The sequence below is a fragment of the Sphingopyxis sp. GW821-FHT02C12 genome (assembly GCF_059421785.1).
The window spans coordinates 811,540-831,651 of sequence record NZ_JBWKVQ010000001.1 but is presented as its reverse complement, the minus strand read 5'-3'; the positions used below and the strand labels follow the sequence as shown (position 1 = coordinate 831,651).

16 protein-coding genes are annotated in these 20,112 nt (G+C 68.2%); 9 read left to right on the top strand and 7 right to left on the bottom strand.

The features are described 5' to 3' along the window. Window positions 1-6: 6 nt before the first annotated feature. From AC07U1_RS03890 to AC07U1_RS03880, 3 genes are read right to left on the bottom strand one after another with little or no spacing between them, the layout of a single operon-like run. On the bottom strand, window positions 7-1,260 hold the full coding sequence (locus tag AC07U1_RS03890; RefSeq protein WP_495177364.1) for a purine-cytosine permease family protein: 1,254 nt from the start codon (window positions 1,258-1,260) through the stop codon (window positions 7-9). Next, on the bottom strand, window positions 1,257-2,363 hold the full coding sequence (locus tag AC07U1_RS03885) for an S-methyl thiohydantoin desulfurase family protein (RefSeq protein WP_495177365.1): 1,107 nt from the start codon (window positions 2,361-2,363) through the stop codon (window positions 1,257-1,259). The genes AC07U1_RS03890 and AC07U1_RS03885 overlap by 4 nt, the downstream gene beginning before the upstream one ends. After that, entirely contained in the window at window positions 2,353-3,960 is a 1,608-nt protein-coding gene (locus AC07U1_RS03880) for a hydantoinase/oxoprolinase N-terminal domain-containing protein (RefSeq protein WP_495177366.1), read from the bottom strand. Before AC07U1_RS03880 ends, AC07U1_RS03885 begins: the two co-directional genes overlap by 11 nt. A 207-nt stretch (window positions 3,961-4,167) precedes the next feature. Between AC07U1_RS03880 and AC07U1_RS03875 the strand changes: the two genes are divergently transcribed. The 6 genes from AC07U1_RS03875 (at window position 4,168) to AC07U1_RS03850 (ending at window position 13,660) form a co-directional block, all read left to right on the top strand. After that, window positions 4,168-6,849, top strand: coding sequence for a helix-turn-helix transcriptional regulator (locus AC07U1_RS03875; protein ID WP_495177367.1), 2,682 nt, complete (start codon window positions 4,168-4,170; stop codon window positions 6,847-6,849). A 133-nt stretch (window positions 6,850-6,982) separates the two neighbouring features. Continuing rightward, window positions 6,983-8,461, top strand: a complete 1,479-nt coding sequence (locus AC07U1_RS03870) for an aldehyde dehydrogenase (protein ID WP_495177368.1) — start codon at window positions 6,983-6,985, stop codon at window positions 8,459-8,461. 10 nt (window positions 8,462-8,471) lie between these two features. Beyond that, the gene (locus tag AC07U1_RS03865; RefSeq protein ID WP_495177369.1) at window positions 8,472-9,236 is read left to right on the top strand and encodes an SDR family NAD(P)-dependent oxidoreductase; all 765 of its coding nucleotides are present in this window, start codon (window positions 8,472-8,474) and stop codon (window positions 9,234-9,236) included. Between the two features lie 93 nt (window positions 9,237-9,329). Next, a complete protein-coding gene (locus tag AC07U1_RS03860) occupies window positions 9,330-10,055 on the top strand; it encodes an IclR family transcriptional regulator (RefSeq protein ID WP_495177370.1) in 726 nt (241 codons plus the stop codon). 67 nt (window positions 10,056-10,122) lie between these two features. Continuing rightward, window positions 10,123-11,436, top strand: coding sequence for an MFS transporter (locus AC07U1_RS03855; RefSeq protein WP_495177371.1), 1,314 nt, complete (start codon window positions 10,123-10,125; stop codon window positions 11,434-11,436). A 22-nt stretch (window positions 11,437-11,458) separates the two neighbouring features. Further along, window positions 11,459-13,660: a M20/M25/M40 family metallo-hydrolase gene (locus AC07U1_RS03850; RefSeq protein WP_495177372.1), complete on the top strand. Its 2,202-nt coding sequence runs from the start codon at window positions 11,459-11,461 to the stop codon at window positions 13,658-13,660. Here the strand turns inward: AC07U1_RS03850 and AC07U1_RS03845 are convergent. Then, on the bottom strand, window positions 13,657-14,118 hold the full coding sequence (locus AC07U1_RS03845; protein WP_495177373.1) for a cupin domain-containing protein: 462 nt from the start codon (window positions 14,116-14,118) through the stop codon (window positions 13,657-13,659). The genes AC07U1_RS03850 and AC07U1_RS03845 overlap by 4 nt on opposite strands. Before the next feature lie 215 nt (window positions 14,119-14,333). Here AC07U1_RS03845 and AC07U1_RS03840 point away from each other — a divergent pair, with 215 nt between their 5' ends. Further along, window positions 14,334-14,801: a hypothetical protein gene (locus AC07U1_RS03840; RefSeq protein ID WP_495177374.1), complete on the top strand. Its 468-nt coding sequence runs from the start codon at window positions 14,334-14,336 to the stop codon at window positions 14,799-14,801. A gap of 79 nt (window positions 14,802-14,880) precedes the next feature. Further along, a complete protein-coding gene (locus AC07U1_RS03835) occupies window positions 14,881-16,221 on the top strand; it encodes a metal-dependent hydrolase family protein (protein WP_495177375.1) in 1,341 nt (446 codons plus the stop codon). A gap of 12 nt (window positions 16,222-16,233) precedes the next feature. Here the strand turns inward: AC07U1_RS03835 and AC07U1_RS03830 are convergent, their stop codons facing one another. From AC07U1_RS03830 to AC07U1_RS03820, 3 genes are all read right to left on the bottom strand, one after another. Continuing rightward, a complete protein-coding gene (locus AC07U1_RS03830; RefSeq protein ID WP_495177376.1) occupies window positions 16,234-17,115 on the bottom strand; it encodes an alpha/beta hydrolase in 882 nt (293 codons plus the stop codon). A 16-nt stretch (window positions 17,116-17,131) separates the two neighbouring features. Beyond that, complete coding sequence (locus AC07U1_RS03825; protein WP_495197649.1) at window positions 17,132-18,364, bottom strand: FAD-dependent oxidoreductase; 1,233 nt, start codon at window positions 18,362-18,364, stop codon at window positions 17,132-17,134. A 160-nt stretch (window positions 18,365-18,524) separates the two neighbouring features. Further along, window positions 18,525-19,478 (bottom strand): XdhC family protein, encoded by a 954-nt coding sequence (locus AC07U1_RS03820; RefSeq protein WP_495177378.1) that lies wholly within the window; start codon window positions 19,476-19,478, stop codon window positions 18,525-18,527. 42 nt (window positions 19,479-19,520) lie between these two features. Between AC07U1_RS03820 and AC07U1_RS03815 the strand changes: the two genes are divergently transcribed. Then, complete coding sequence (locus tag AC07U1_RS03815; RefSeq protein ID WP_495177379.1) at window positions 19,521-20,099, top strand: nucleotidyltransferase family protein; 579 nt, start codon at window positions 19,521-19,523, stop codon at window positions 20,097-20,099. The last annotated feature ends 13 nt before the right edge of the window (window positions 20,100-20,112 follow it).

The following is a 20,112-nucleotide window of genomic DNA, read 5'->3' as shown; positions in this document are numbered from 1 at the left end:
GGGCGTTCAGCGGCGCAGGCGCAGCACCGCGAGATAGGCCCCTGCGGCGAGGATGGTGGCGTCGAGCGCGGGAACCGTCGTCAGCGACCAGCCGAAATGCATCGCGGGAAGGGTGACGACGAGACTGCCGAGCCATACGCCGATCGCCTCCCAGCGCACTGTTACCGACGCGACGTCGTCGCGGTCGCGAAAGGTCAGGAAGGCATCGATGACATAGATCGCCGCGATCGGCGGGATGATCAGGCCGAGCGCGATCAGGAAGGGAATGAAGCTGTTGATGATGCCGAGGAGCGCAAAAAGACATCCGATCGCGCCGCCGATGACGATGATCGTGCCTTGCCTGAGCCGCGGAAAGGTCGCCGCCATCGACAGTCCGGCCGAATAGAGGTTGAGCGCGTTGATCGTCCACACCGACAGCACGAGCATCGCGAGCGCCGGGATGCCGAAGCCCATCGCGACGACGAGCTGCATGATGTCGGTCTGCCCGGTGGCGAGGGCGATCAGCGCCGAGACGAGCATGATCACCGGCGCGCAGAAGGGGAAGGAGAGCAGCATCCCCGTCACCGCGCCGCGCTCGGTGCGGATGAAGCGCGACAGGTCGGGCATCGCCGCGACGGTCAGCAGGTTGCCGCCGACGAGCGACGAAAGCGCGATGCCGAAACTCATCGGAACCGGCGGCCGTGCGACGGGGCCGAGATCGGGAGCCGAATTGCTGCCGAGCGCCGAGACGCAGACCGCGATCAGGATCACCCCGACAAAGGGCACCGCGATCATCGCCAGCCGGTCGAGGGTGCGAAAGCCCCAGATCGTCGACAGGGTGATGATGATGCTCCCGGCGACGACGAAGAGGTTGAAATTGCCGGGGATACCGTATCCCTGCCGCACGGCTGCGACCATCGCGTCGCCGAAGAACGACACATTGACCCCGAACCAGCAGAAATGGACGATCGCGATGACGATATTGACGAGCGCGGCGCCCCAGATGCCGAACGAGCGCTGGACGAGCACATAGGTGGTGAGGCGGGTGCGCACGCTGACCACCGAGGTCAGGCACGCGCCGGCGCACAGGATCAGCCCGGCGAGCAGCGAAGCCAGCACCGCCTGGTGCAGTCCGAGCGCCATGCCGGCCTGGGCGTTGTTGAGGAATCCCGGCAACGAAAAGGTGAAGCTCGCAATGATCAGCGCGACGCGCCAGCCAGGGACCGTCAGCTCTTCGGGCAGGCGCCCGCTCGCATAGTTCCCGCCTGCCTCTGCGCTCATGCCGTCTCCGTCTCGTTCAACTGTTCCACCGGGGCAAAGTCATGGCCCATACCGAAGGCGCGCGGCCCTACAAAGGACAGCGCATGGTCGTCGCGCAAAATGTCTGGCGCAGCTGCGGCGATCACCTTGACCCGCTGTCCATATTTGAGCTTCTCGGTGGTGATCGTGTCGGCCGTGTCGCGGTCCATCACCGTAATGATGTCGGGGACCATCGCCAGAATTTTTCCGCCGCTTGTCGCGACGAGATTCTCGTTCTGGAACGTGATTTCCATCCGCCCGCTCGCCGCGAAGCCGTCGATCGTCACCTTGCCGACCGAAAAGCCGCCGCGCGTCTCGCGCTCGACATCGACGATCTTGCCGTCGAACAGCGTCAGGCAATGCGGGTAGAGCCCGGTCGCCTCCAGCGCCCCTGCCAGCGCATCGAAGGGATCGGCGCCGGCCGCCCGCGCCTCGCGGATCGCGCGACCGATGGCGATCGCCGCGCTGATGCTGCCGGGTATCGCATGCGCCTTGGCTTCGGCGCCGCTGAGCGGATATTCGACCATATGCGCGATCCCGCCGAGCGATACCGCCAGCGCGCGCGCGATGCGTTCGTGGGTGACATTGTCCCCGGTCTCGATGACGCTCAGCGAACCGTCGGCGGCGGTCAACACCGACGGGCAGGCGGACAGGCCGCGGATGTTGAAGATCGCCATCTGCGATTCGGGAAAGGCGCGCCCCATGCCGTCGCAATCGACCACCGGAATGCCGAGTTCGGCCGCCGCGATGAAGGGCGCGAGGCCGTTGCCCCCCCCGATCTCGATCGGCAGCACGGCATCGATACGCCGCCCCATGATCTCTTCGAGCCGGCGCAGTCCGGCCACCGCTTCGCCGCCGTTGGGCAGCTTTTCGACCGATACGGTCGGCGCGCCGATCCATCCGCAGGGCGCGAGCAGCGCGTCGTCGGCAACCTCGGCGAGCGGCACGAGGTCGAAGCCGCCGCAACGGGCCAGCGCCGCCTCGGCAAGCAACAGGCTGTAATAGGGGTCGCCGCCGCCGCCCGAACCCAGAAAGGCGGCGCCGCCGGCCAGATCGACGAGTTGTGCCGCGCGTTCAATGCGCATGACGCGCCTCCGCGACCGGCAGGGCGACGGCGCCCGCTTCGTCGGCGAGGCTGCCGACCGCCTTCATCCGCAGCTGCGCCGAACGGCCGGGCAGGTAAGACAGAAACACCTCGTCCATATCGACAATCTCTACGCTTTCGGGGGTGGCGCCGGCGGCGGTGACGCGCGCGAGCAGGTCCGCGCGCATCGCCTCGATCGCGGCGGCGCGGGGTTCGGCGTCATAATCGACGATGCGCTCGGCCTGCGCGCCGACCTGCGCGATCGCGGCGCCGACGGCATTGGCGACCGCGGCATGGTCGGGACGGACGACGCGCGCTGCGCCCTTGAGGTCGTCGTCGATCAGGAAATGGCCGCCGCCGACCGCGATGATCGTCGCGTCGCCGGGCTGGGTCTTCATCCGGTCGATCCCGTCGGCCAGCATCGCCGCCATCTTGTCGAGGATTGCCCTATGGAGCGCGGGGGTGAGCGCGGGAATCCGGCTCGCGTTGCCGAAACTCGCCTTGCCGGCCGCGACGGCGATGTCGCTGGTGGTCAGCGTCGCCCCCCCGAACAGCCAGGCATCCTCGGTCAGACGGAAGCCGACCGAGTCCGGGCCGATGGTGACATCGTCCGTCGCTGCTCCCGCTGCGGGCAGATGAATCCGCGTGCCGCCGCCCAGTCCGATCGCGAGGATGTCGGGCATGCGGAAATTGGTGCGGACCCCGCCGATGTCGACCGCGATCGAGGATTCGCGCGGATAGCCGCCCGCGAGCACCCCGATGTCGCAGGTCGTGCCGCCGACATCCATCACGATGCCATTGTCGACGCCGGTTAAGAAGGCGGCGCCGCGCATGCTGTTCGTCGGGCCCGACCCGATGGTCAGCACCGGGTAGCGTGCGGCATCGGCGGCTGAAATCAGCGTCCCGTCGTTCTGCGAAATATAGAGCGGTGCGGCGATGCCGAGGTCCGCGAGCGCACGTTCGAGCGAGGCTACGACATGCCGGGCGAGGCTGGCAAGCGCGGCGTTCAGGATCGTCCCGTTTTCGCGCTCGATCAGGCCCAGCCGGCCGATATTGTGCGACAGGCTGATATTCGCGTCGGGACAGGTGTCGGCGACGATCGCCCCCGCGCGGTCTTCCATCGCGGCATTGATCGGCGCGAAGGCGCAGCTGATCGCGATGCTGTCGATGCCCCGGTCGCGGCAGTCGCGTGCGGCGGCGCGGACGGCGGCTTCGTCGAGCGGCGCGATTTCGCGTCCGTCGACCTCGTAACCGCCGGGAAGCAGGAAGATGCTCCCGCCGAGCTGGCCCGCAAGCGCCTCGGGCCAGCCGGTGAGCGGCGGCAGCGCTTCGCCCGACGGGCTGGCGAGCCGGATGATGCCGACGCGGTCGAGGCGCTCGCGTTCGACCAGCGCGTTGGTGAAATGGGTGGTGCCGACCATCACCGCGCTCACATCGGCGGCGGGAACGCCCGCGTCGGCGAGGATGGCGCGGATCGCGGCGGTCACGCCCGAACTGACATCGGCGCTGGTCGGCTGCTTGGTCGATGCGACCACGCGGCGGCCCGCGATCAGGACCGCGTCGGTGTTGGTTCCCCCGACATCGACACCAATTCGCACTGACGCATCCTCCCGCAACCTCTTGCGGGGCCGATTACACTGGAGGGCATGGGGGCGCGCAACGCGTAAAACGGGTGCTTCGGGGCCGCGAACGGGTAAGCGCTTCGGCGAAGACGGGTAAGGCTTTACGGGCGGTTGTCAGGCCTGTCATCGATCCGTAACCTGCCGGTCCGGAAACCGACGACGATGCGTGCGAGGTTATACCGAATGCAGGACTTGATAGCCGCCAAGTTCGACCCGCCGATGTGGATGGGCGACCAGATCCGCCGGGACGCGCTCCTCGGCAGGCTGCAGGGCGTCCTGCGTCACCGCCTGACCCTCGTTCATGCCCCCGCCGGTTATGGCAAGACCAGCCTGCTGTCGCAGTGGCGCGACAGCATCGACGCGGGGACGGCGCATGTCGCCTGGCTCACGCTCGATCGCGACGACCGCGACCTCAAGCGTTTCGTCAAATATCTGCTTCTCGCGCTTCGGCAGGATCGCGGCGACGGCGAGGCCAGGGGCGCGCCGAGCGACATCCCGCCGCGCGCGGCGCTGTCGGCGATCGTCAATGAACTCGGCGATGCGGCGGTCCCGGTGGTGTTGATCCTCGACGACCTGCACCATGCTTTCAGCGAACCCGTCGGCCAGTTCCTCGAATCGCTGGTCCGCCTCGCGCCGCCCGATTGCCATTTCCTCTTCTCCTCGCGCGACTATCCCTGGGTCGGCCAATCGATCCTTGCTGCCGAGGAACAGTTGCTCGAAATCGGTCCGGCCGACCTGCGTTTTTCGGCGCAGGAAACCGAATGCCTGCTGACGCGGACCGACCGGCCGCTCGAAACGCTCGACATCGACACGCTGCTCGACCGGACCGAGGGGTGGCCGATCGCGGTCCAGCTCGCCTCGCTGTCGATCAAGCGCGGGATGGGCGCCGAGCGCGTCATCGACGAATATTGCGGCACCAGCAGCGACCTTGCGCGCTACCTGTCCGAACAGGTGCTGATGACGCTGCCGCAGGAAACGCGCGATATTGTGGCGCGCACCGCGCTGGTCGACCGGCTGACCGGCGAAATGGTTGACCTGCTGTGCGACCGGCAGGATGGTTGGATGGTGCTCGAACGGCTGGAGCAGCAGGGCGTGTTCCTGTCGCCGGTGAGCTGGGAACGGCGCGAATATCGCTATCACCAGCTGTTCGCCGAATATCTGCGCGATCGCTTCGAGCGTTCGGACCGCGCGCAATTCGCCGCGCTCCAGCGGCGGATCGCGAGCTGGCTCGCCGAGCGCGGACAGGTCGCCGAGGCGATCGACCATGCCATATTGTCGGGCGACGACCTGCTCATGGCCGCGATCCTCGAGAACGCCGGCGGCTGGCGCCTGATCCCGCAGGGGTTGCAGGGCGTCGTCGTGCGCGGCCTCGCCAAGCTGCCGGTCGCGCTGATCCGGGCGCGGCCGCGGCTCGCGCTCGCGCAGGTCTATCTGCAGATCAAGCTCGGCGAACTCGGCTCCGCCCGCGCCGAATTCGACCGCTTTCTGACGCAGGTCGAGGGCGCCGATCTGTCGGTCGACCTCCGGACCGAGGTTCGCGTCGTCGGCGACACGCTTACCGATTACGAAAACCAGCCGGTGACCTTCGACGACCTGCTCGCGCGCGAAGCGCTGCTGCGCAAGCTTCCCGCGAACGACCATCTGGTGCTCGCCAACATCAGCGAGACGCTGGGCGCCAAATATTTCGAGGGCGGCTGGCTCGAGCGCGCGCTGCAGCCGACGCTCGCGGCGCGCGATCATTATCTGGCGATCGGGTCGCTCTACAGCGATCTCTTCACCCGCTTCCTCGAAGCGCGCATCAAGCGCGCGCAGGGGCGTTCGCGCGAGGCGGAGGCGATCCTGCAATCGGCCTGCGCCGACATCACCGCCAATTATGGCGACCGGTCCGACCTCGCCGCCAATTGCGCGGCCTTCAAGGCCGAACTGCTGTTCGAACAGGATCTGGTCGCCGAGGCGCGCGAGCTGCTGGTCTGGGCGCTGCCGCACATGGAACAGTCGGACGGCTGGGTCGATGTCTATGCCGCCGCCTATCTGACCGAGGCGCGGGCGCTCGCCGGCGAAGGCGCGTTCGAGGAAGCGTGCGACATCATCGCCCGCGCGCGGCGCGTCGCGGCGCGGCGGCGGCTGCGCCAGCTCGAAATGCTCGCCGACATTTGCAGCATCGAACTGCAGATCTCGCAGGGCGCGCCGACGCATGCCGTGCTCGCCGCGGCGGCGGTCGTCGGGCTCGATCCGATGGCCGACATGATGCACGAACAATCGCCGCCCTATCGGCCGGTCGCGATAGCCGCCAGCCTGTGCCGGACCCGGCTGCGGCTGTTGATCGGCGAGGTCGAGCCGGCACTCGAGGAGCTTCGCAAACTTCGCGAATGGGCCGAACAGCATGGCGCGGGGCGCCTGCTGGTCGACGTCAACATCCTCGCCGCCGCCGGCCTCCGCATGCGGGGCGATACCGCATCGTCGCGCGCCTGTTTCGACGAGGCGGTCGGGATCGCGATGTTCCAGAACATCGTCCGTCCCTTTGTCGAGGCGCGGCAGTTCGTCCAGGCCTGCCTCGACGACGCGCTCGAAACCGACGGACAGGTCGACAGGTTCCGGGCGCAGTTCATGAAGTCGCTCGCGAAGTCGCTGGCCGTCTATCGCAACAATGTCACGGTGCTCGGCGTGTTCAGCGAAGCCGAGGCCGAGGTGCTGCTTTATCTGAGCCAGGGCCATTCGAACAAGGAAATCGCCCGGCTGATCGGCATGTCGCCCGACACGGTGAAATACCGGCTGAAGTCGGTGTTCCGCAAGATCGGCGTCAGCAAGCGCCGTGATGCGGTGCGCATTTCCGCCGAGCGAGGCCTCATCCCCGCCGGGATGTAACAGCGAGCCGCCCTTTTGTTCCTGGTCAAGCCGCGGCGCGTCGCCGCGGCGCCTTACCCGTTTCGCCTTGTTGACATTTATCTCTATATAGGGACAAATATGTCCAGTATAAGAAATATGATGGAAGAGGGTGATGGGCGAATTCCGATTTGATCGTTTGTTCATCGGCGGCGCGTGGGTCGCGCCGATTGATGGCGGGGTGCGTCCCAGCATCGATCCTTCGACGGGCGAACCATGGGGCGACGTCGCCTATGGCGGACGCGCCGACATCGACCGTGCGGTGGCGGCGGCGAAGGCGGCGTTCGAAGGGCCGTGGCGCAAGATGCCGCCGTGGGAACGCGCCGCGCTGCTGCGCAGATTCGCCGATCTCTACGCGACGCAGGTCGATGCGCTCGCCGAAATCGAGACACGCGACAATGGCCGCGCGGTGCGCGAATCGCGCGGCGACATCGGGCTGCATGCGCAATATTATCACTGGTTCTCCTCGCTCGCCGACAAGCTCGGCGGGCGGACGATCCCGATGGACGACAGCGTCCATGCCTTTACCACCCGCCATCCGGTCGGCGTCGTCGGCGCGATCACGCCGTGGAACGTGCCGATGATGGCGGCGGCGTGGAAGCTCGGCGCGGCACTCGCGGCGGGCTGCACCGTGGTCCTGAAACCCGCCGAACAGACCCCGGCCTCGTCGCTGGCGCTCGCGAAACTGTTCGAGGACGCGGGCTTTCCGCCGGGCGTGGTCAATGTCGTGCCCGGCGACGGTCCGGTCGCCGGCGCGCGGCTGGTCGAACATCCCGACGTCGCCAAGATCAGCTTCACCGGCGAAGGCACGACCGCCAAGACGATATTGAAGGCGGGTGCCGACACGCTGACCCGCTGTACCTTCGAACTCGGCGGCAAGGCGCCGCACATCATCTTCGCCGACGCCGACATCGACAATGCGCTCAACGCCGCGACGGGGTCGGCATGGGCGCTGTGCGGGCAGAGTTGCGCGCTCGGCAGCCGCGTGCTGGTCGAGCGGCCGGTCTATGACCGCGTCGTCGAGGCGTTTCGTGATCGCGCGGCGCGGGTGCGGGTTGGCATGCCGCTCGACCCCGCGACCCACATGGGACCGCAGGCGCACCGCGAGCAGCTCGACAAGACCCTGTCCTATGTCGCGATCGGACAGGCCGAGGGCGCCGAGCTCGTGGCCGGCGGCGCGCGGATCGAGCGTGACGGCCTCGCCAAGGGTTTTTTCGTCGAGCCGACCGTCTTCGCCGGGGTCGCCGCCGACATGCGGATCGCGCAGGAAGAGATTTTCGGGCCGGTCGCGGCGCTCATCCCCTTCGACGGCGAAGAGGAGGCGATCGGAATCGCCAATTCGACGCCCTATGGTCTCGCCGCCGGCCTGTGGTCGGGCGATACCGGCCGCGCCCACCGCGTCGCGGCGCGGATCGAGGCGGGCATGGTGTGGGTCAACACCTATCGCTACATCCGCTGGTCGACCCCCTATGGCGGGGTCAAGGCCAGCGGCTGGGGCCGCGAAAACGGCATCGAGGGGCTCGATCCCTTCCTCGAAACCAAGACCACGATCATTTCTACCACCGGCAAATTCGCCGATCCCTTCGCCGCGTAAGGAAGACATCATGCGCCTCAAAGGCAAACTCGCCATCGTCACCGCCGCCGCATCGGGCATGGGCCGCGCCGGGGTCGAGCGTTTCGTGCGCGAAGGCGCGCGCGTCGCCGCGATCGACATCAGCCCCGACGCGCTCGATGCGCTCGTCGCCGATTTCGGCGCCGACAGGGTGACCGGCATCGTCGCCGACCTGTCGACGCCCGCGGGCGCGACGGGCAGCATCGACGAAGCGGTCGCGGCGCTCGGCGGCGCTGACATATTGTGGGCGCACGCCGGCATGCCCGGACCGGCATCGGTCGAAAATCTCGACATGGCCGCCTATGACAAGGCGATCGCGCTCAACGTCACCGCGGCGGCGCTCGGCGCCGGACAGGTCGCGCCGCATATGCGCCAGCGCGGCGGCGGCGCGATCGTCTTCACCGCATCGGTGTCGGGGCTCGTCGGCTCGATGATGAGCCCGATCTATTCGGCCGCCAAATGGGGCGTCGTCGGGCTGACCAAAAGCCTCGCGCTCGCGCTGGCTGGCGACAAGATCCGCGTCAACGTCGTCTGCCCCGGCCTCGCCGATACGCCGATGAAGATCGGCTTCACCGGGCGCAGCGGCGACCCGGCGGAGGCGGCGGCGAACGAGGCGAAGCTGATGGCCAATGTGCCGATGGGGCGGCTCGTTCAGGCGGGCGAGGTCGCCGATGCGGTGCTGTGGATGGTGTCGGACGAGGCGAGTTTCGTCACCGGCGTCGCGCTGCCCGTCGACGGCGGCTTCACGGCGCGTTGACGATGGGCGCGCACCCGGAAATGCTGACGGCTTTTCGGGGCGCCGCACTTCGGCCATATGGGATGTCACGACCCTTTTCAGGCGAATATCATCATGATCGTGCGGCAGGCCGCGAATGTGCTCGAAATCCTCGAATATTTCGCGAAACGGCTGCGGCCCGCGACCGCCGCCGAAATGGCGGAGGACCTCGGCTGGCCGCGGTCGAGCACCTTCAAGCTCGTCGCGACGCTGGCATCGAAGGGCTATCTCTACGAACCGCGCGGGCGCGGCGGCTATTACCCCAGCCCGCGCTGGCTGGTGCTGGCCGAGGCGGTGACGCAGGCCGAACCGCTGCCCGATCGGGTCCAGCGGCTGGCGCGCGACCTGATGCAGGCGACGGGCGAGACGGTCGCCATCGCCGCGCCGGCAGGAACCTTCGCGACCTTCGTCGACGTCGCCGAATCGCCGCAGCCGGTGCGCTATTTTGCTCAGGTCGGCGATCGGGTGCCGATCCACGCGACCTCGGTGGGGCGTGCGCTGCTGGCGCAGATGTCCCGCGACGAGCGCGAGCGGCTCTACCGCAAGATCGATTTCGTCCGCTATTCGCCGACCACCCCCGTGAGTGCGGCGGCGGTAGAGGCGCGGCTCGACGAGGCCGTGGCGCTCGGCTGGCATCAGAGCAACACCGAATATACCCCCGATCTCGCCGGCATCGCGCTGCCGCTGCCCGGCGGCGATCGGCTGTTGTCGGTGGTCGTGGTCGGACCGGTGTCGCGCTGTCTCGAGCGGCGGCCCGAGATGGCGGCGATCGCCGCCAAACATCTCGCCCGGCTGAAATAACGCACAATCCGGAACAACGAAGGACCGGCGCGGCCGCTCGGCACGCGACCGGCGGGAGAGTCACGCCATGAATCAGGACCCCAGGGCGACGATCGCCGCGGCGCCGATGCGCACGCTCCAGATCGTCGTCGTCGCACTGTGTATCGCGCTCAACGCGCTCGACGGCTTCGATGTGCTCGCGATCAGCTTCGCCGCACCGGGGATCGCGGACGAATGGGGGGTCGACAAAGCCACCCTCGGCATCGTGTTGTCGATGGAATTGCTTGGCATGGCGGCGGGATCGGTGCTGATCGGCAATGTCGCCGACCGCGTCGGGCGGCGTCCGACGATCCTCTGCTGCCTCGTCGTCATGGCGCTCGGCATGTATGCCGCGATGCATGCGCAAGGGGTGACGAGCCTGTCGGCCGTGCGCTTCCTAACCGGCATCGGCATCGGCGGCATGCTGTCGTCGACCAGTGCGATGGTCGCGGAATTCTCGAACGATACGCGGCGTGGACTCAATGTCGCGCTCAACATCGCGGGCTATTCGACCGGGGCGATCCTCGGCGGGCTGCTGGCGTCGCGCCTGCTAGCGGAAACGGGCGACTGGCGATCGGTCTTCATGCTCGGCGCGATCGCGTCGGCGGCGATGATCCCGCTCGCCTATTTCTTCCTGCCCGAATCGATCGAATCGCTGATCGCAAGGCGTCCGGCGGGGGCGATCGACGGCGTGAACCGTACGCTGGTCCGTATCGGCCATGCCCCGGTAGAGGCACTGCCGCCGCCGCCCGCCCAGGCGCTCAAACCCTCGATCGCGACGCTGTTCGGATCGGGATTCGCGCGGATCACCATCCTGCTGACGGTTGCCTATTTCGCCCAGATTCTCTTCTTCTATTATATCCAGAAATGGGTGCCCAAGATCGTCGTCGACATGGGCTTCGATGCCGCTCAGGCGGGCGGCGTGCTGGTCGCTGCGAATGTCGGCAATCTGGCCGGGGCCGTCCTGATCGGACTCGCCAGCCAGCGTTTCGCGCTCCGTCCGCTGGTGGCGGGGGCGATGCTCGCAGGGTTCGTGGCGATCGGCCTGTTCGGCGTGGCGGGCGCCGACCTGACGCGGCTGTCGATCACCGTCGCGATCGCCGCCTTCTTCATCAACGCGGGTGTCGTCGGCATGTACCCGCTGCTCGCACAGGCCTATCCCGCCGCCTTGCGCGCGAGCGGGACGGGTTTCGTGATCGGCATTGGTCGCGGCGGGTCGGCGCTGGGACCGGTCGTCGCGGGCGCGCTCTTCGCCAGCGGAGGCAGCCTGCTCCTCGTTTCGCTGGTGATGGGGCTGGGTGGTCTGGTCGCCGCGACGATGATCCTGTTGCTGCCGCGCGAAACTTCGGCAAACATCGGTTAGCGGGTGACTTTGGGGGGGCAGAATGGCGGAGCTAGGCAAGAGCGGCACATGGCGCGGCATCATCGTCGGGCTGATCCTGCTCGCGCTGTGGACGCTGCGCCCCTTTGGCGTCGATGCGCCCTCCTCGGTGTCGACGCCCTTCGACGCCGACCGCGCGGTCGCGCGCCTGACCACGATCCTCGGCGACGAGCGCGCGCATCCGACCGACAGCGACGCCAATGACGCGGTCGAGGCGCGGCTGCTCGCCGAAATCCGCAAGGAAGGATTCTCCCCGCAGATCGACGAGCGCTTCCACTGCAACGACATTCGCGAGGGCGCGGCGATCTGCGCCCGCCCGCGCAACATCGCCTTCTGGGTGACGCCGCCCGGCGACGACGCGGTGATGATCGCCGCCCATTATGACTCGGTCCCCGCCGGGCCGGGCGCCGCCGACGACGGTATCGGCGTCGCGGTCGCGCTGGAGATTGCCCACCAACTCAAGAGGCGGACGCTGACACGGCCCGTGCTCGTCGTGCTGACCGATGCCGAGGAAGCGGGCCTCGTCGGCGCCGCCGCCTTTGCCGCGCATGATCCGCTGGCGAAGCGCGTCGGCGCGGTGGTCAATATGGAGGCGCGGGGCACGACCGGCGGCGTCAACATGTTCCAGACGAGCGGCCCGAACGCGCGCGACGCTGCGGCGTTCGGCGGCAGTCCGCTCCCCTCGGCCAATTCGCTCGCGACCGATTTCTACGAACTGCTGCCCAACGATACCGACCTCACGATGCTGCTGCCGCTCGGCGTCGATGCCGGCAATTATTCGATCATCGGTGGCGGCAAGCGTTACCACACCCCGCTCGACAATCTCGCGCATCTCGACCGCAATTCGGTACGCCATATGGGCGCGACGACGCTGTCGGCGGTCGAGCGTTTTGCGTCCGAGCGCGGGGAGGGCGCCGAGGGCCAACGTGTGTACACCGACGTTGCGCGGGAATTTTTGCTCGAACTGCCGCAGATCGTCGCGGTGGTCGTCGTGGGGCTGGGGCTGATCGCGGCGATTGTCCTTTACCGGCGCGGCGGCCCATCGCGCCGCGTCCGCAGCGCCTTCATCCCGTTGCTGGCGCTCGTCGCCGGAACGGCTCTCGCGATCGGTGTCGCGATGCTCGTCGCGGCGCTGCGCCCCGAAGCCGCCTTCGGCACCGCCCATCCGATCGTGTTCCGCTTGCTCTATGCTTCGGCGGCGCTGGCGGGCGCCTCCGCCGTGCTGGCCCTGTCGCGCGAGGAGAATCCGGTGCGCGGCACGGCGGCCGCCTGGGGCTGGCTCGCCATCCTCATCCTCGCCGCCTTCGCCTTTGTCCCCGGCCTGACGATCCTCGCCGCCTGGTCGATGCCGTTCGTGATCGCGGCGGCGGCTGCGGCATTCGTCCCGGCGGCGCGGCGCGCGGTGCCGTGGTTGCTCGTCGGCGCGGCGATCGTCTATCTGCTTATCGCGCTGCCGCTCGGCGGCGGGCTGGAGGAAGGGCTGTTCGTCGAACATGCCGCTCCCGCGACGCTGCTGCTGGTCTTCCTGTTCCTCTTTTTTCTCCCCGGTGCGGGCCGGGCGGCGCGCCCGGCACCAGCGATCTTTGCGGCCATCATGCTGGGCGCGTTCGTCGCCGCCCTCATGGTCCCGGCCTATACGCGCGAGGCGCCGCGCCACCTGACGATCGTCCACGAGGATGATGCCGGAAAGGCGGCCTTCCTGATCGACGACAATGGACCGGTCCCGGCGGCCATCGCCGCGCGGGCGAAGTTCGCGGCGAAACCCGACGACAAGGGCTATTGGCGCGCCCCCGCGCCCGCGATCGCCGACGATGGCAGCATCGAAATCCTTTCCTATACCGTCGCCGGCAACCGCCGCACCATCCGCCTCGCCCTGGTCGCACCCTCGGCCGACCGGCAGGAACTGCTGATCGAGGATGGCGATGCGATGCGGAACATCCGCGTCAACGGCGCACGCCCGGCGATCCGGGGCAAACCGGTCTATATCGGTTGCACCGGGCGCACCTGCCGCCGGCTCGAAGTCACATTCGAGCTGGCGGCCAAGGCGAAGCTGCCCGAGATCAGCTGGCGGCGAACGCGCTATGGGCTGGACGCGGCCGGTCGGACGCTGGCGGCGAAGCGCCCGGCGACCGCGCAGCCGGTGCATGTCGGCGACCGCCAGGTCTGGATCCGTCCACTGCGGCTGCCCGCAGTTCTGGCGAACTAGGCCGACCGGTCGATATAGGTCAGGAAGACCTTGAGATTGTTCTTCGCGTCGCTGTTGGCGATGCCGCGCCAGCTGTCGAGCGGCGCGAAGACATGGTCGCCCGCCGTGACCGGAAAGGCTTCGCCGTCGACGGTCATCGTCCCCCGCCCCGATACGATATAGTAATATTCCTCATAGGGCCCGAGCGCCGGATCGCTGAGATTGTGCAAATGCACCCCCTCGCTGGCGCCGGGTGGAATGTCATAGATCATGAAGTGCGCGGGCGCCGATGCCCCGCCGAAATCAAACAGGCGAACGCCGAGTTCGCCCAGCCCTTCGTGCACCGCCTTGAATTTGTTGAAGCCCTCCGATGCGCGTTCGAGCCTGAATCGGGATGAGCCGGCGGCGGCAGCGGCCGGTGCGACCACCGCGCCCATGGCGGCAACGGCGAGAAGCGCGCGGCGGCTGATATCGTCCATTGTCTTTGCCTTTCCGCCAAGGTTCGCAACCGGGGGTCCCGCGACAATCTAAAGGGGCCGGATTGGACGCGGAACGGCGGCAAACGGGTAATCGCTTCCGATAAGGGTAAGATCGAAGATCGGCCTTACCCGTTTGTCGAATGCGCCACCCGCCTCGGGCCTTGCCGCCGCGCCGGGTGCGAGGCAGGCTGGCGCATCACAAATGGAGGGACCCGATGCTGCGTAGCCTGACTTTTGCCCTGTTCGCGCTCAGCCTCGCCGCGCCGGTCGCGGCGAAGGAAAAGGCCGCCGATCCCGCAGCGGTCGAAATGACCGCGCCGGTGTTCGAGATGTTCCGCCTCGTGCCCGGCAAGACCGAGGAGTTCATCCGCGACATGGCGAAATGGGATCAGGTCAGCATCGCCGGTGGCCAGCTGCCGACCCAGCTGTTCCTCCACGCCGGCGGCGAAGGCTGGGACGTCCTCCTCTACAAACCCGCGCGCCCGAAACCGACGCCCGAACAAGAGGCGGCGATGGCGGCGAAGGCGAAGCAAATGGGCCTGCCGACCGGCGCGCTCTATTATGTCGATGTGCGTGAGAAGATGGCCGACCATGTCCATTTCGAAGGCACCGGGCCGCTGACCGCCGAGCAGTGGGTGGCGCAGATCGACCGCGAACGTGCCGACCGGAAACGCGGCAAATAGCTGGTCCCCCCGGGCTGCACGATCTGGCCGTTGCGGCGGGGTCGCCCGCACAGCACGATGCGCCGATGGCGGAGGACCGATGACTTTTCACCCGACACGCCGCGCCGTGCTCGCCGGCCTGGGGCTCGCCCCGCTCGCGGCCGCCTCGGCGGCTGATGCGCCGCCCGCGACGATCCTGATCCGCAACGTCCAGCTGTTCGACGGCACCGGCAGCGGCCGCCAGCCGCGCAACATACGGATCACCGGCAATCGCATCGACGCGGTGTCGGCGGGCGATATTCCCGTCCCGCCCGGCGCGACGCTGATCGACGGCGCCGGGCAGACGCTGATGCCGGGGCTGACCGACGCGCATTGGCACATGGCGGCGGTCCGCGGCGTCCCGTGGATGGGGTCGGACGACGCCACCCACATCGCGATGATCTTCAAGGATGCCGAATTCCAGCTGATGCGCGGCTTCACCACGGTGCGCGACACCGCGGGCGCGATCTTCGGGATTAAGAACGCGATCGACCGCGGTATCATGCCCGGGCCGCGCTGCTATCCCAGCGGCGCCGCGATCTCGCAGACCTCGGGGCATGGCGATCCCGAACCGGTCGGCGAGCTTCCGACCGCGCTCGGCGGCCAGCCGTCGCCGCGCCAGCAAAAGGGCATGACCGCGGTCGCCAACGGCGTCCCCGAGGTGCTCGCCGCGACGCGCGAACAGCTCAAGCGCGGCGCTTCGCAGATCAAGATCATGGCGGGTGGCGGCGTGACGTCGGATCATGACCCGATCGACACGGTGCAATATACGCTCGAGGAGATGCGCGCGATCGTGCAGGCGGCGACCGACTGGGACACCTATGGCTGCGCCCATGCCTATACCCCGGCGGGGGTGCGCCGCTGCCTCGATGCCGGTGTGATCTCGATCGAGCACGGCCATGCCATCGACGACCCGACCGCGGCGCTGATCGCCGAAAAAGGAGCGTGGCTCTCGATCCAGCCGTTCGAGAATGGCGACAATATCCTCACCGACGAACAACAGGCGAAGGCGGCCGAATCGCTTGGCGGCGCAGGCTGGCAGGCGGGGGTCCGGCTGGCGAAGAAACATGGGGTGAAGGTCGCGTTCGGCACCGACCTCTTTTCACGCACCCGCACCTCGCGCACCGAAAACGCCATGCTCCCGCGCTTCGGGGCGATCTATTCGAATGCCGAGGTGCTGCGCATCGCGACCTCGGGAAATTGCGAGCTCTTCGCGCGCAGCGGCCGCCGCAACCCCTATCGGCAGGCGCCGCTCGGGGTGATCCGCGAGGGCGCCTGGGCCGACATGCTGCTGGTGCGCGGCAATCCGCTCGACGACCTGCGCCTGCTCGAGGATTATGCGCGCAACCTGCTGCTGATCGTCAAGGACGGGGTCATCCACAAGAATCTGATGCCGGCCTGACCGGCCCCCGGTTCAACGCATGGCAAAGGCGAACCGCAGCACGTCGGTCACCGCGCGCGCGGGCACCGTCATATGCCCTTCCTCCTCATAGCGCTTGAACCGCACGCGCAGGCCATGGCCCGACAGGCGATCGAACCGGTCGGCCATCGCGCGCGCCGGTTCGGGATCGTCGTCGATATCGCGTCCGCCGACGATGACCATCACCCGGCTCGTCTTGCCGACCTTGCCCGCCTCCAGTCGGTCGACGAAATCGCGCTCGTCGCGCAGCACCCCCGCGTCGAGTTCGAGCGAAGGGCTGGCGACGACGATCGAATGAAACGCCTGCGGCTTGCTATAGAGCGTATGGAGCGCGAACAGGCCGCCGAACGAATGGCCGAACAGCGCCTGGCGATCGGGATCGATCTTGAACCGGCTGCCGATCTCGGTGCGCAGCTTGCCGGTCAGGAAATCGAGAAACTCGTCGCGGCCGCTTTTGCCCTTGCTGCGGCCCAGCCGCTTTCCGGGCGGCGGGTCGTCCATGACGATGAAATCCTCGTTGCGCTCCTCGGCATAGGGCATGTCGGTCTGATAGCCGACGCCGACGACGATCACCTTGCCGATCGCGTCATATTCCTGGATCCGCCGCGCCTCGGCAAAGCTGGCGAAGCTCGCATTGCCGTCGAGGACATAGAGCACCGGATAGCCGCCTGCTGGCGGTTCGCCCTGACCGGGGTAGGAGACGAAGATACGGTATTTGCGGCCGACGTCCGACGTCATGTCCCACATCTGCGTCGACGGCATCGCGTAAGGCGTCGCGATAGGCTCGGCGGCGGGCTGTGCCGAAACACCCCCCGATCCCGCGACGAGCAACAGCGCCGCGACGCTCGATGCAAAGGCCTTGCCGGTTCTGCTCATCCCTGTCCCCCTCGCTTCAACCATGGACCTTGTGCGCTGCCAGCGCGAAATCGGGTTCCGCCCTGCCGGTGCCGAGCACCAGATCGGCGACATGGCGGCCCACCATCGGTCCGTGCTTGAACCCATGCCCGCTGCCCCCGCCGACGATCCAGCAATTCGCCCATTGCGGATGCCGGTCGATCAGCAAATGGCCGTTGTCGCTATTCTCATACTGGCAAACCCGCTCTTCGGCGAGCGGCCGCTGCGCGAGGGCGGGAAAGCGCCGCGCCAGATAGGCGCGGACATCGGCGAGTGCCGCGTCCGATATCCGGCGGTCGCCGGTGTCGGGATCATATTTTGGGCCATGGCCATCGAGCGCGATCTTGAACCCGCGCGATTCGATGTCGGGAAAGCCATAGTGCAGGTCCTTGCTGCTGACATCGACCCAGGCGGGGAAATGCGGCGCCTCGAAACGGGTGTCGCCCGCGCCGGGTGCGAAGAAAAAGACATCCTGCCGCGTCGGGACGATGCGGCCGCCGACGACCTCGGGGAACAGCTTGGGAAGCCAGGGGCCGCAGGCGAAGACGAAGCGGTCGGCGCTCAATGTCTCCCCGCCGCCGCCGCCAATCGACGCCAGCGTCGATGCGTCCGATCGCGGCGGATCGACCGCGAGTTTGCGATAGGTCCCTCCCGCCGCGATAAATTCCGCGACCAGGTTCTGGACGCTCCGGCGCGCCATCAGCGCCCCCATCGTTGGCTGCATGACGCCCACCGCGATGCCGTCGAAATCGATCTGCGGCCACCGCTGGTCCAACTGGACGCGCGTCAGCTTGTCGATCGGGATGCCGAGGCCGCGTTGCAGCGCGATGCTTTCGTCGATCTTCGCGCCGTCCTCGGGATAGATGTAGAGCGCGCCGGTCGGGTGGAATATCGGCGTTTCATGCCGGCGCGACAGCGCCTGCCATTCGGCGAGCGACGCCCAGGCCCAGCGCGTGTAAAGTTCGTTGCCGGCATATTCGGTCCGGATCAGCCGCGTCTCGCCGCCCGACGAGGCCCGGTTGTGCGCGGCGCCCCACGCATCGAGCAACAGCACTCGGTTGCCGCGGCGTTGCAGGTTCCACGCGGTCCAGGCGCCGAACACCCCGGCACCAACTACGATGAAATCCGCGCGGGCGCCTTGCGCGGCGATCGCGGGCGCGGCGCTGGCGAGGCCGCTTGCCACGCCCGCCACCGCCAGCGAACCCAGGACGCTGCGCCGGCGCAGCAACATGGGGGAGGCTGTCGACCGGCCCGCTTCTTTCTCATCCGCCACGCGCCGCCTCCCTGTCGTCCTCGCTCTGTCGGTGACCAGAACATCCCGGTGGTGGTATCGCCAGACCGGCGGCAGGTAAGCGGCGGTGCATTTCGGGTAACGCCTATGGTCCGGGGGCTCAGCCCTCGCAGGCGCCGCCGCCATATCGCTCCTGATATGCGGCGACGATCTCGGCGACGAGCGACAGCGCCAGCGTCGCCGGGTCGCGAGTCGCGGGAATCAGACCGGCGGGCTCCTCGAACCGGCCTATGATGGCGTCGTCGAAACCCGCGCGGCGCAGCATGTCGCGGCGGTTGGCCCGGCTTTGCCATCCGCCGATCGCGCCGACGAACAGATACGGGCCACGAAGCGCCCATGGCAGCAGCGCATCTTCCCACTCATGATCGTGGAACAGAAAGGCGAACGCCGTCCATGGATCGGTGGCCAGCGCCGGGGGACTGGTCCGCGTTTCGAGCAGCGCCACCGTGATCCCGTCCCCCGATGCCGCCGTGACATCGTCCGCCAGCGGAGAAAAGGCGAAGGTTTCGGCGCCAAAAAAACGGGCCAGCCGCGCGGTCGCGACCAGCGCCTCGCCATGGCCGATCGCGGCGATGCGCAGGCGCGGAACATAGCGCACGCAAAAGGCGTCGTCCGACCACCCCGCCGGCACCGTTCCGGGTTCCGCGATGGCGATGCCGTCGCCCTTTATCCACAAGCCCGCCGGTTCGCGGGCGTCGAGCCGCGCCAGAATATCATCGACTATGTGCGGGTCGGGGCGCGGTGTGAACAACAGGTCGATGCCGCCGCCGCACGGCAGGCGAATGTCGATATAGGGCGACCCCGCGCCGAAGCGGACAAGGCGGCTTTTGCCCGCCGCGAGGACCGACAGCGCCTCGCCGACGATCGCCGCCTCGATGCAGCCGCCGGAGAATGAACCGCGATAGCCGCCGTCGGACGCCACCGCCATCTGCGCGCCGATCGCGCGCGGCGACGATCCGGCGATTCCGGTCAGGGTCACCAGCACGACGCCCCGCGCGCTGTGGTCGTGCGCGAAGCGGAGAATGTCGGCGGGGGTGATTGCCAGCGGGGTCATTATGCGGGACAGGATGTCCGGCGCGCGGCGGGAGGCGAGACGATGATCGATCGGGATGCGGTGGCCGCGATCTTCCTCGCCGCGGGGCGCTCGACCCGCTTCGGAGCCGACGACAAATTGCTGGCGCCGCTGGACGGCATGTCGCTGCTGCTCCACGCCGCGCAGGCGATCGTCGACCTCGCGCCCGCGCGCCGGATCGCGGTCTGCCCTGACCGGAACGGCCCGGTCGCGGCGCTGCTCGCGGACCGGGGGTTCGACATCGTCGCCAATCCCTGTCCCGAGCGCGGGCTGTCGCAATCGCTGCGGCTGGGCATCGGCGCGGTATCGCCGGGGGTGGAGCGCGCCGCGCTGCTGTGCCTTGCCGACATGCCCTTCGTGCGCGCCGGCCATCTCGCGGCGCTGCTCGCCCGCTTCGACCCCGACGCCGCGCCGGTCGTCGCGTCGGGCCGCGACGGCGTGCCGATGCCGCCCGCGCTGTTCGCGCGGTCGCGGTTCGCGGCGCTTGAGGAGGCAAGCGGCGACCAGGGGGGGCGCTCCATGCTGGCCTCGGCTGCGCTCGTCGCCGCACCCGCCGGACAGCTGAACGATATCGACCGACCGGCCGACCTGCCGCGCGCCTGAACCCCGCCTTCCG

Excerpts from the sequence above, each read along its gene's own strand:
- AC07U1_RS03890 (WP_495177364.1), bottom strand. The coding sequence starts at position 1,260 with ATGAGCGCAGAGGCAGGCGGGAACTATGCGAGCGGGCGCCTGCCCGAA.
- AC07U1_RS03885 (WP_495177365.1), bottom strand. The coding sequence starts at position 2,363 with ATGCGCATTGAACGCGCGGCACAACTCGTCGATCTGGCCGGCGGCGCC.
- AC07U1_RS03875 (WP_495177367.1), top strand. The coding sequence starts at position 4,168 with ATGCAGGACTTGATAGCCGCCAAGTTCGACCCGCCGATGTGGATGGGC.
- AC07U1_RS03870 (WP_495177368.1), top strand. The coding sequence starts at position 6,983 with ATGGGCGAATTCCGATTTGATCGTTTGTTCATCGGCGGCGCGTGGGTC.
- AC07U1_RS03865 (WP_495177369.1), top strand. The coding sequence starts at position 8,472 with ATGCGCCTCAAAGGCAAACTCGCCATCGTCACCGCCGCCGCATCGGGC.
- AC07U1_RS03860 (WP_495177370.1), top strand. The coding sequence starts at position 9,330 with ATGATCGTGCGGCAGGCCGCGAATGTGCTCGAAATCCTCGAATATTTC.
- AC07U1_RS03855 (WP_495177371.1), top strand. The coding sequence starts at position 10,123 with ATGAATCAGGACCCCAGGGCGACGATCGCCGCGGCGCCGATGCGCACG.
- AC07U1_RS03850 (WP_495177372.1), top strand. The coding sequence starts at position 11,459 with ATGGCGGAGCTAGGCAAGAGCGGCACATGGCGCGGCATCATCGTCGGG.
- AC07U1_RS03845 (WP_495177373.1), bottom strand. The coding sequence starts at position 14,118 with ATGGACGATATCAGCCGCCGCGCGCTTCTCGCCGTTGCCGCCATGGGC.
- AC07U1_RS03840 (WP_495177374.1), top strand. The coding sequence starts at position 14,334 with ATGCTGCGTAGCCTGACTTTTGCCCTGTTCGCGCTCAGCCTCGCCGCG.
- AC07U1_RS03835 (WP_495177375.1), top strand. The coding sequence starts at position 14,881 with ATGACTTTTCACCCGACACGCCGCGCCGTGCTCGCCGGCCTGGGGCTC.
- AC07U1_RS03830 (WP_495177376.1), bottom strand. The coding sequence starts at position 17,115 with ATGAGCAGAACCGGCAAGGCCTTTGCATCGAGCGTCGCGGCGCTGTTG.
- AC07U1_RS03825 (WP_495197649.1), bottom strand. The coding sequence starts at position 18,364 with ATGTTGCTGCGCCGGCGCAGCGTCCTGGGTTCGCTGGCGGTGGCGGGC.
- AC07U1_RS03820 (WP_495177378.1), bottom strand. The coding sequence starts at position 19,478 with ATGACCCCGCTGGCAATCACCCCCGCCGACATTCTCCGCTTCGCGCAC.
- AC07U1_RS03815 (WP_495177379.1), top strand. The coding sequence starts at position 19,521 with ATGATCGATCGGGATGCGGTGGCCGCGATCTTCCTCGCCGCGGGGCGC.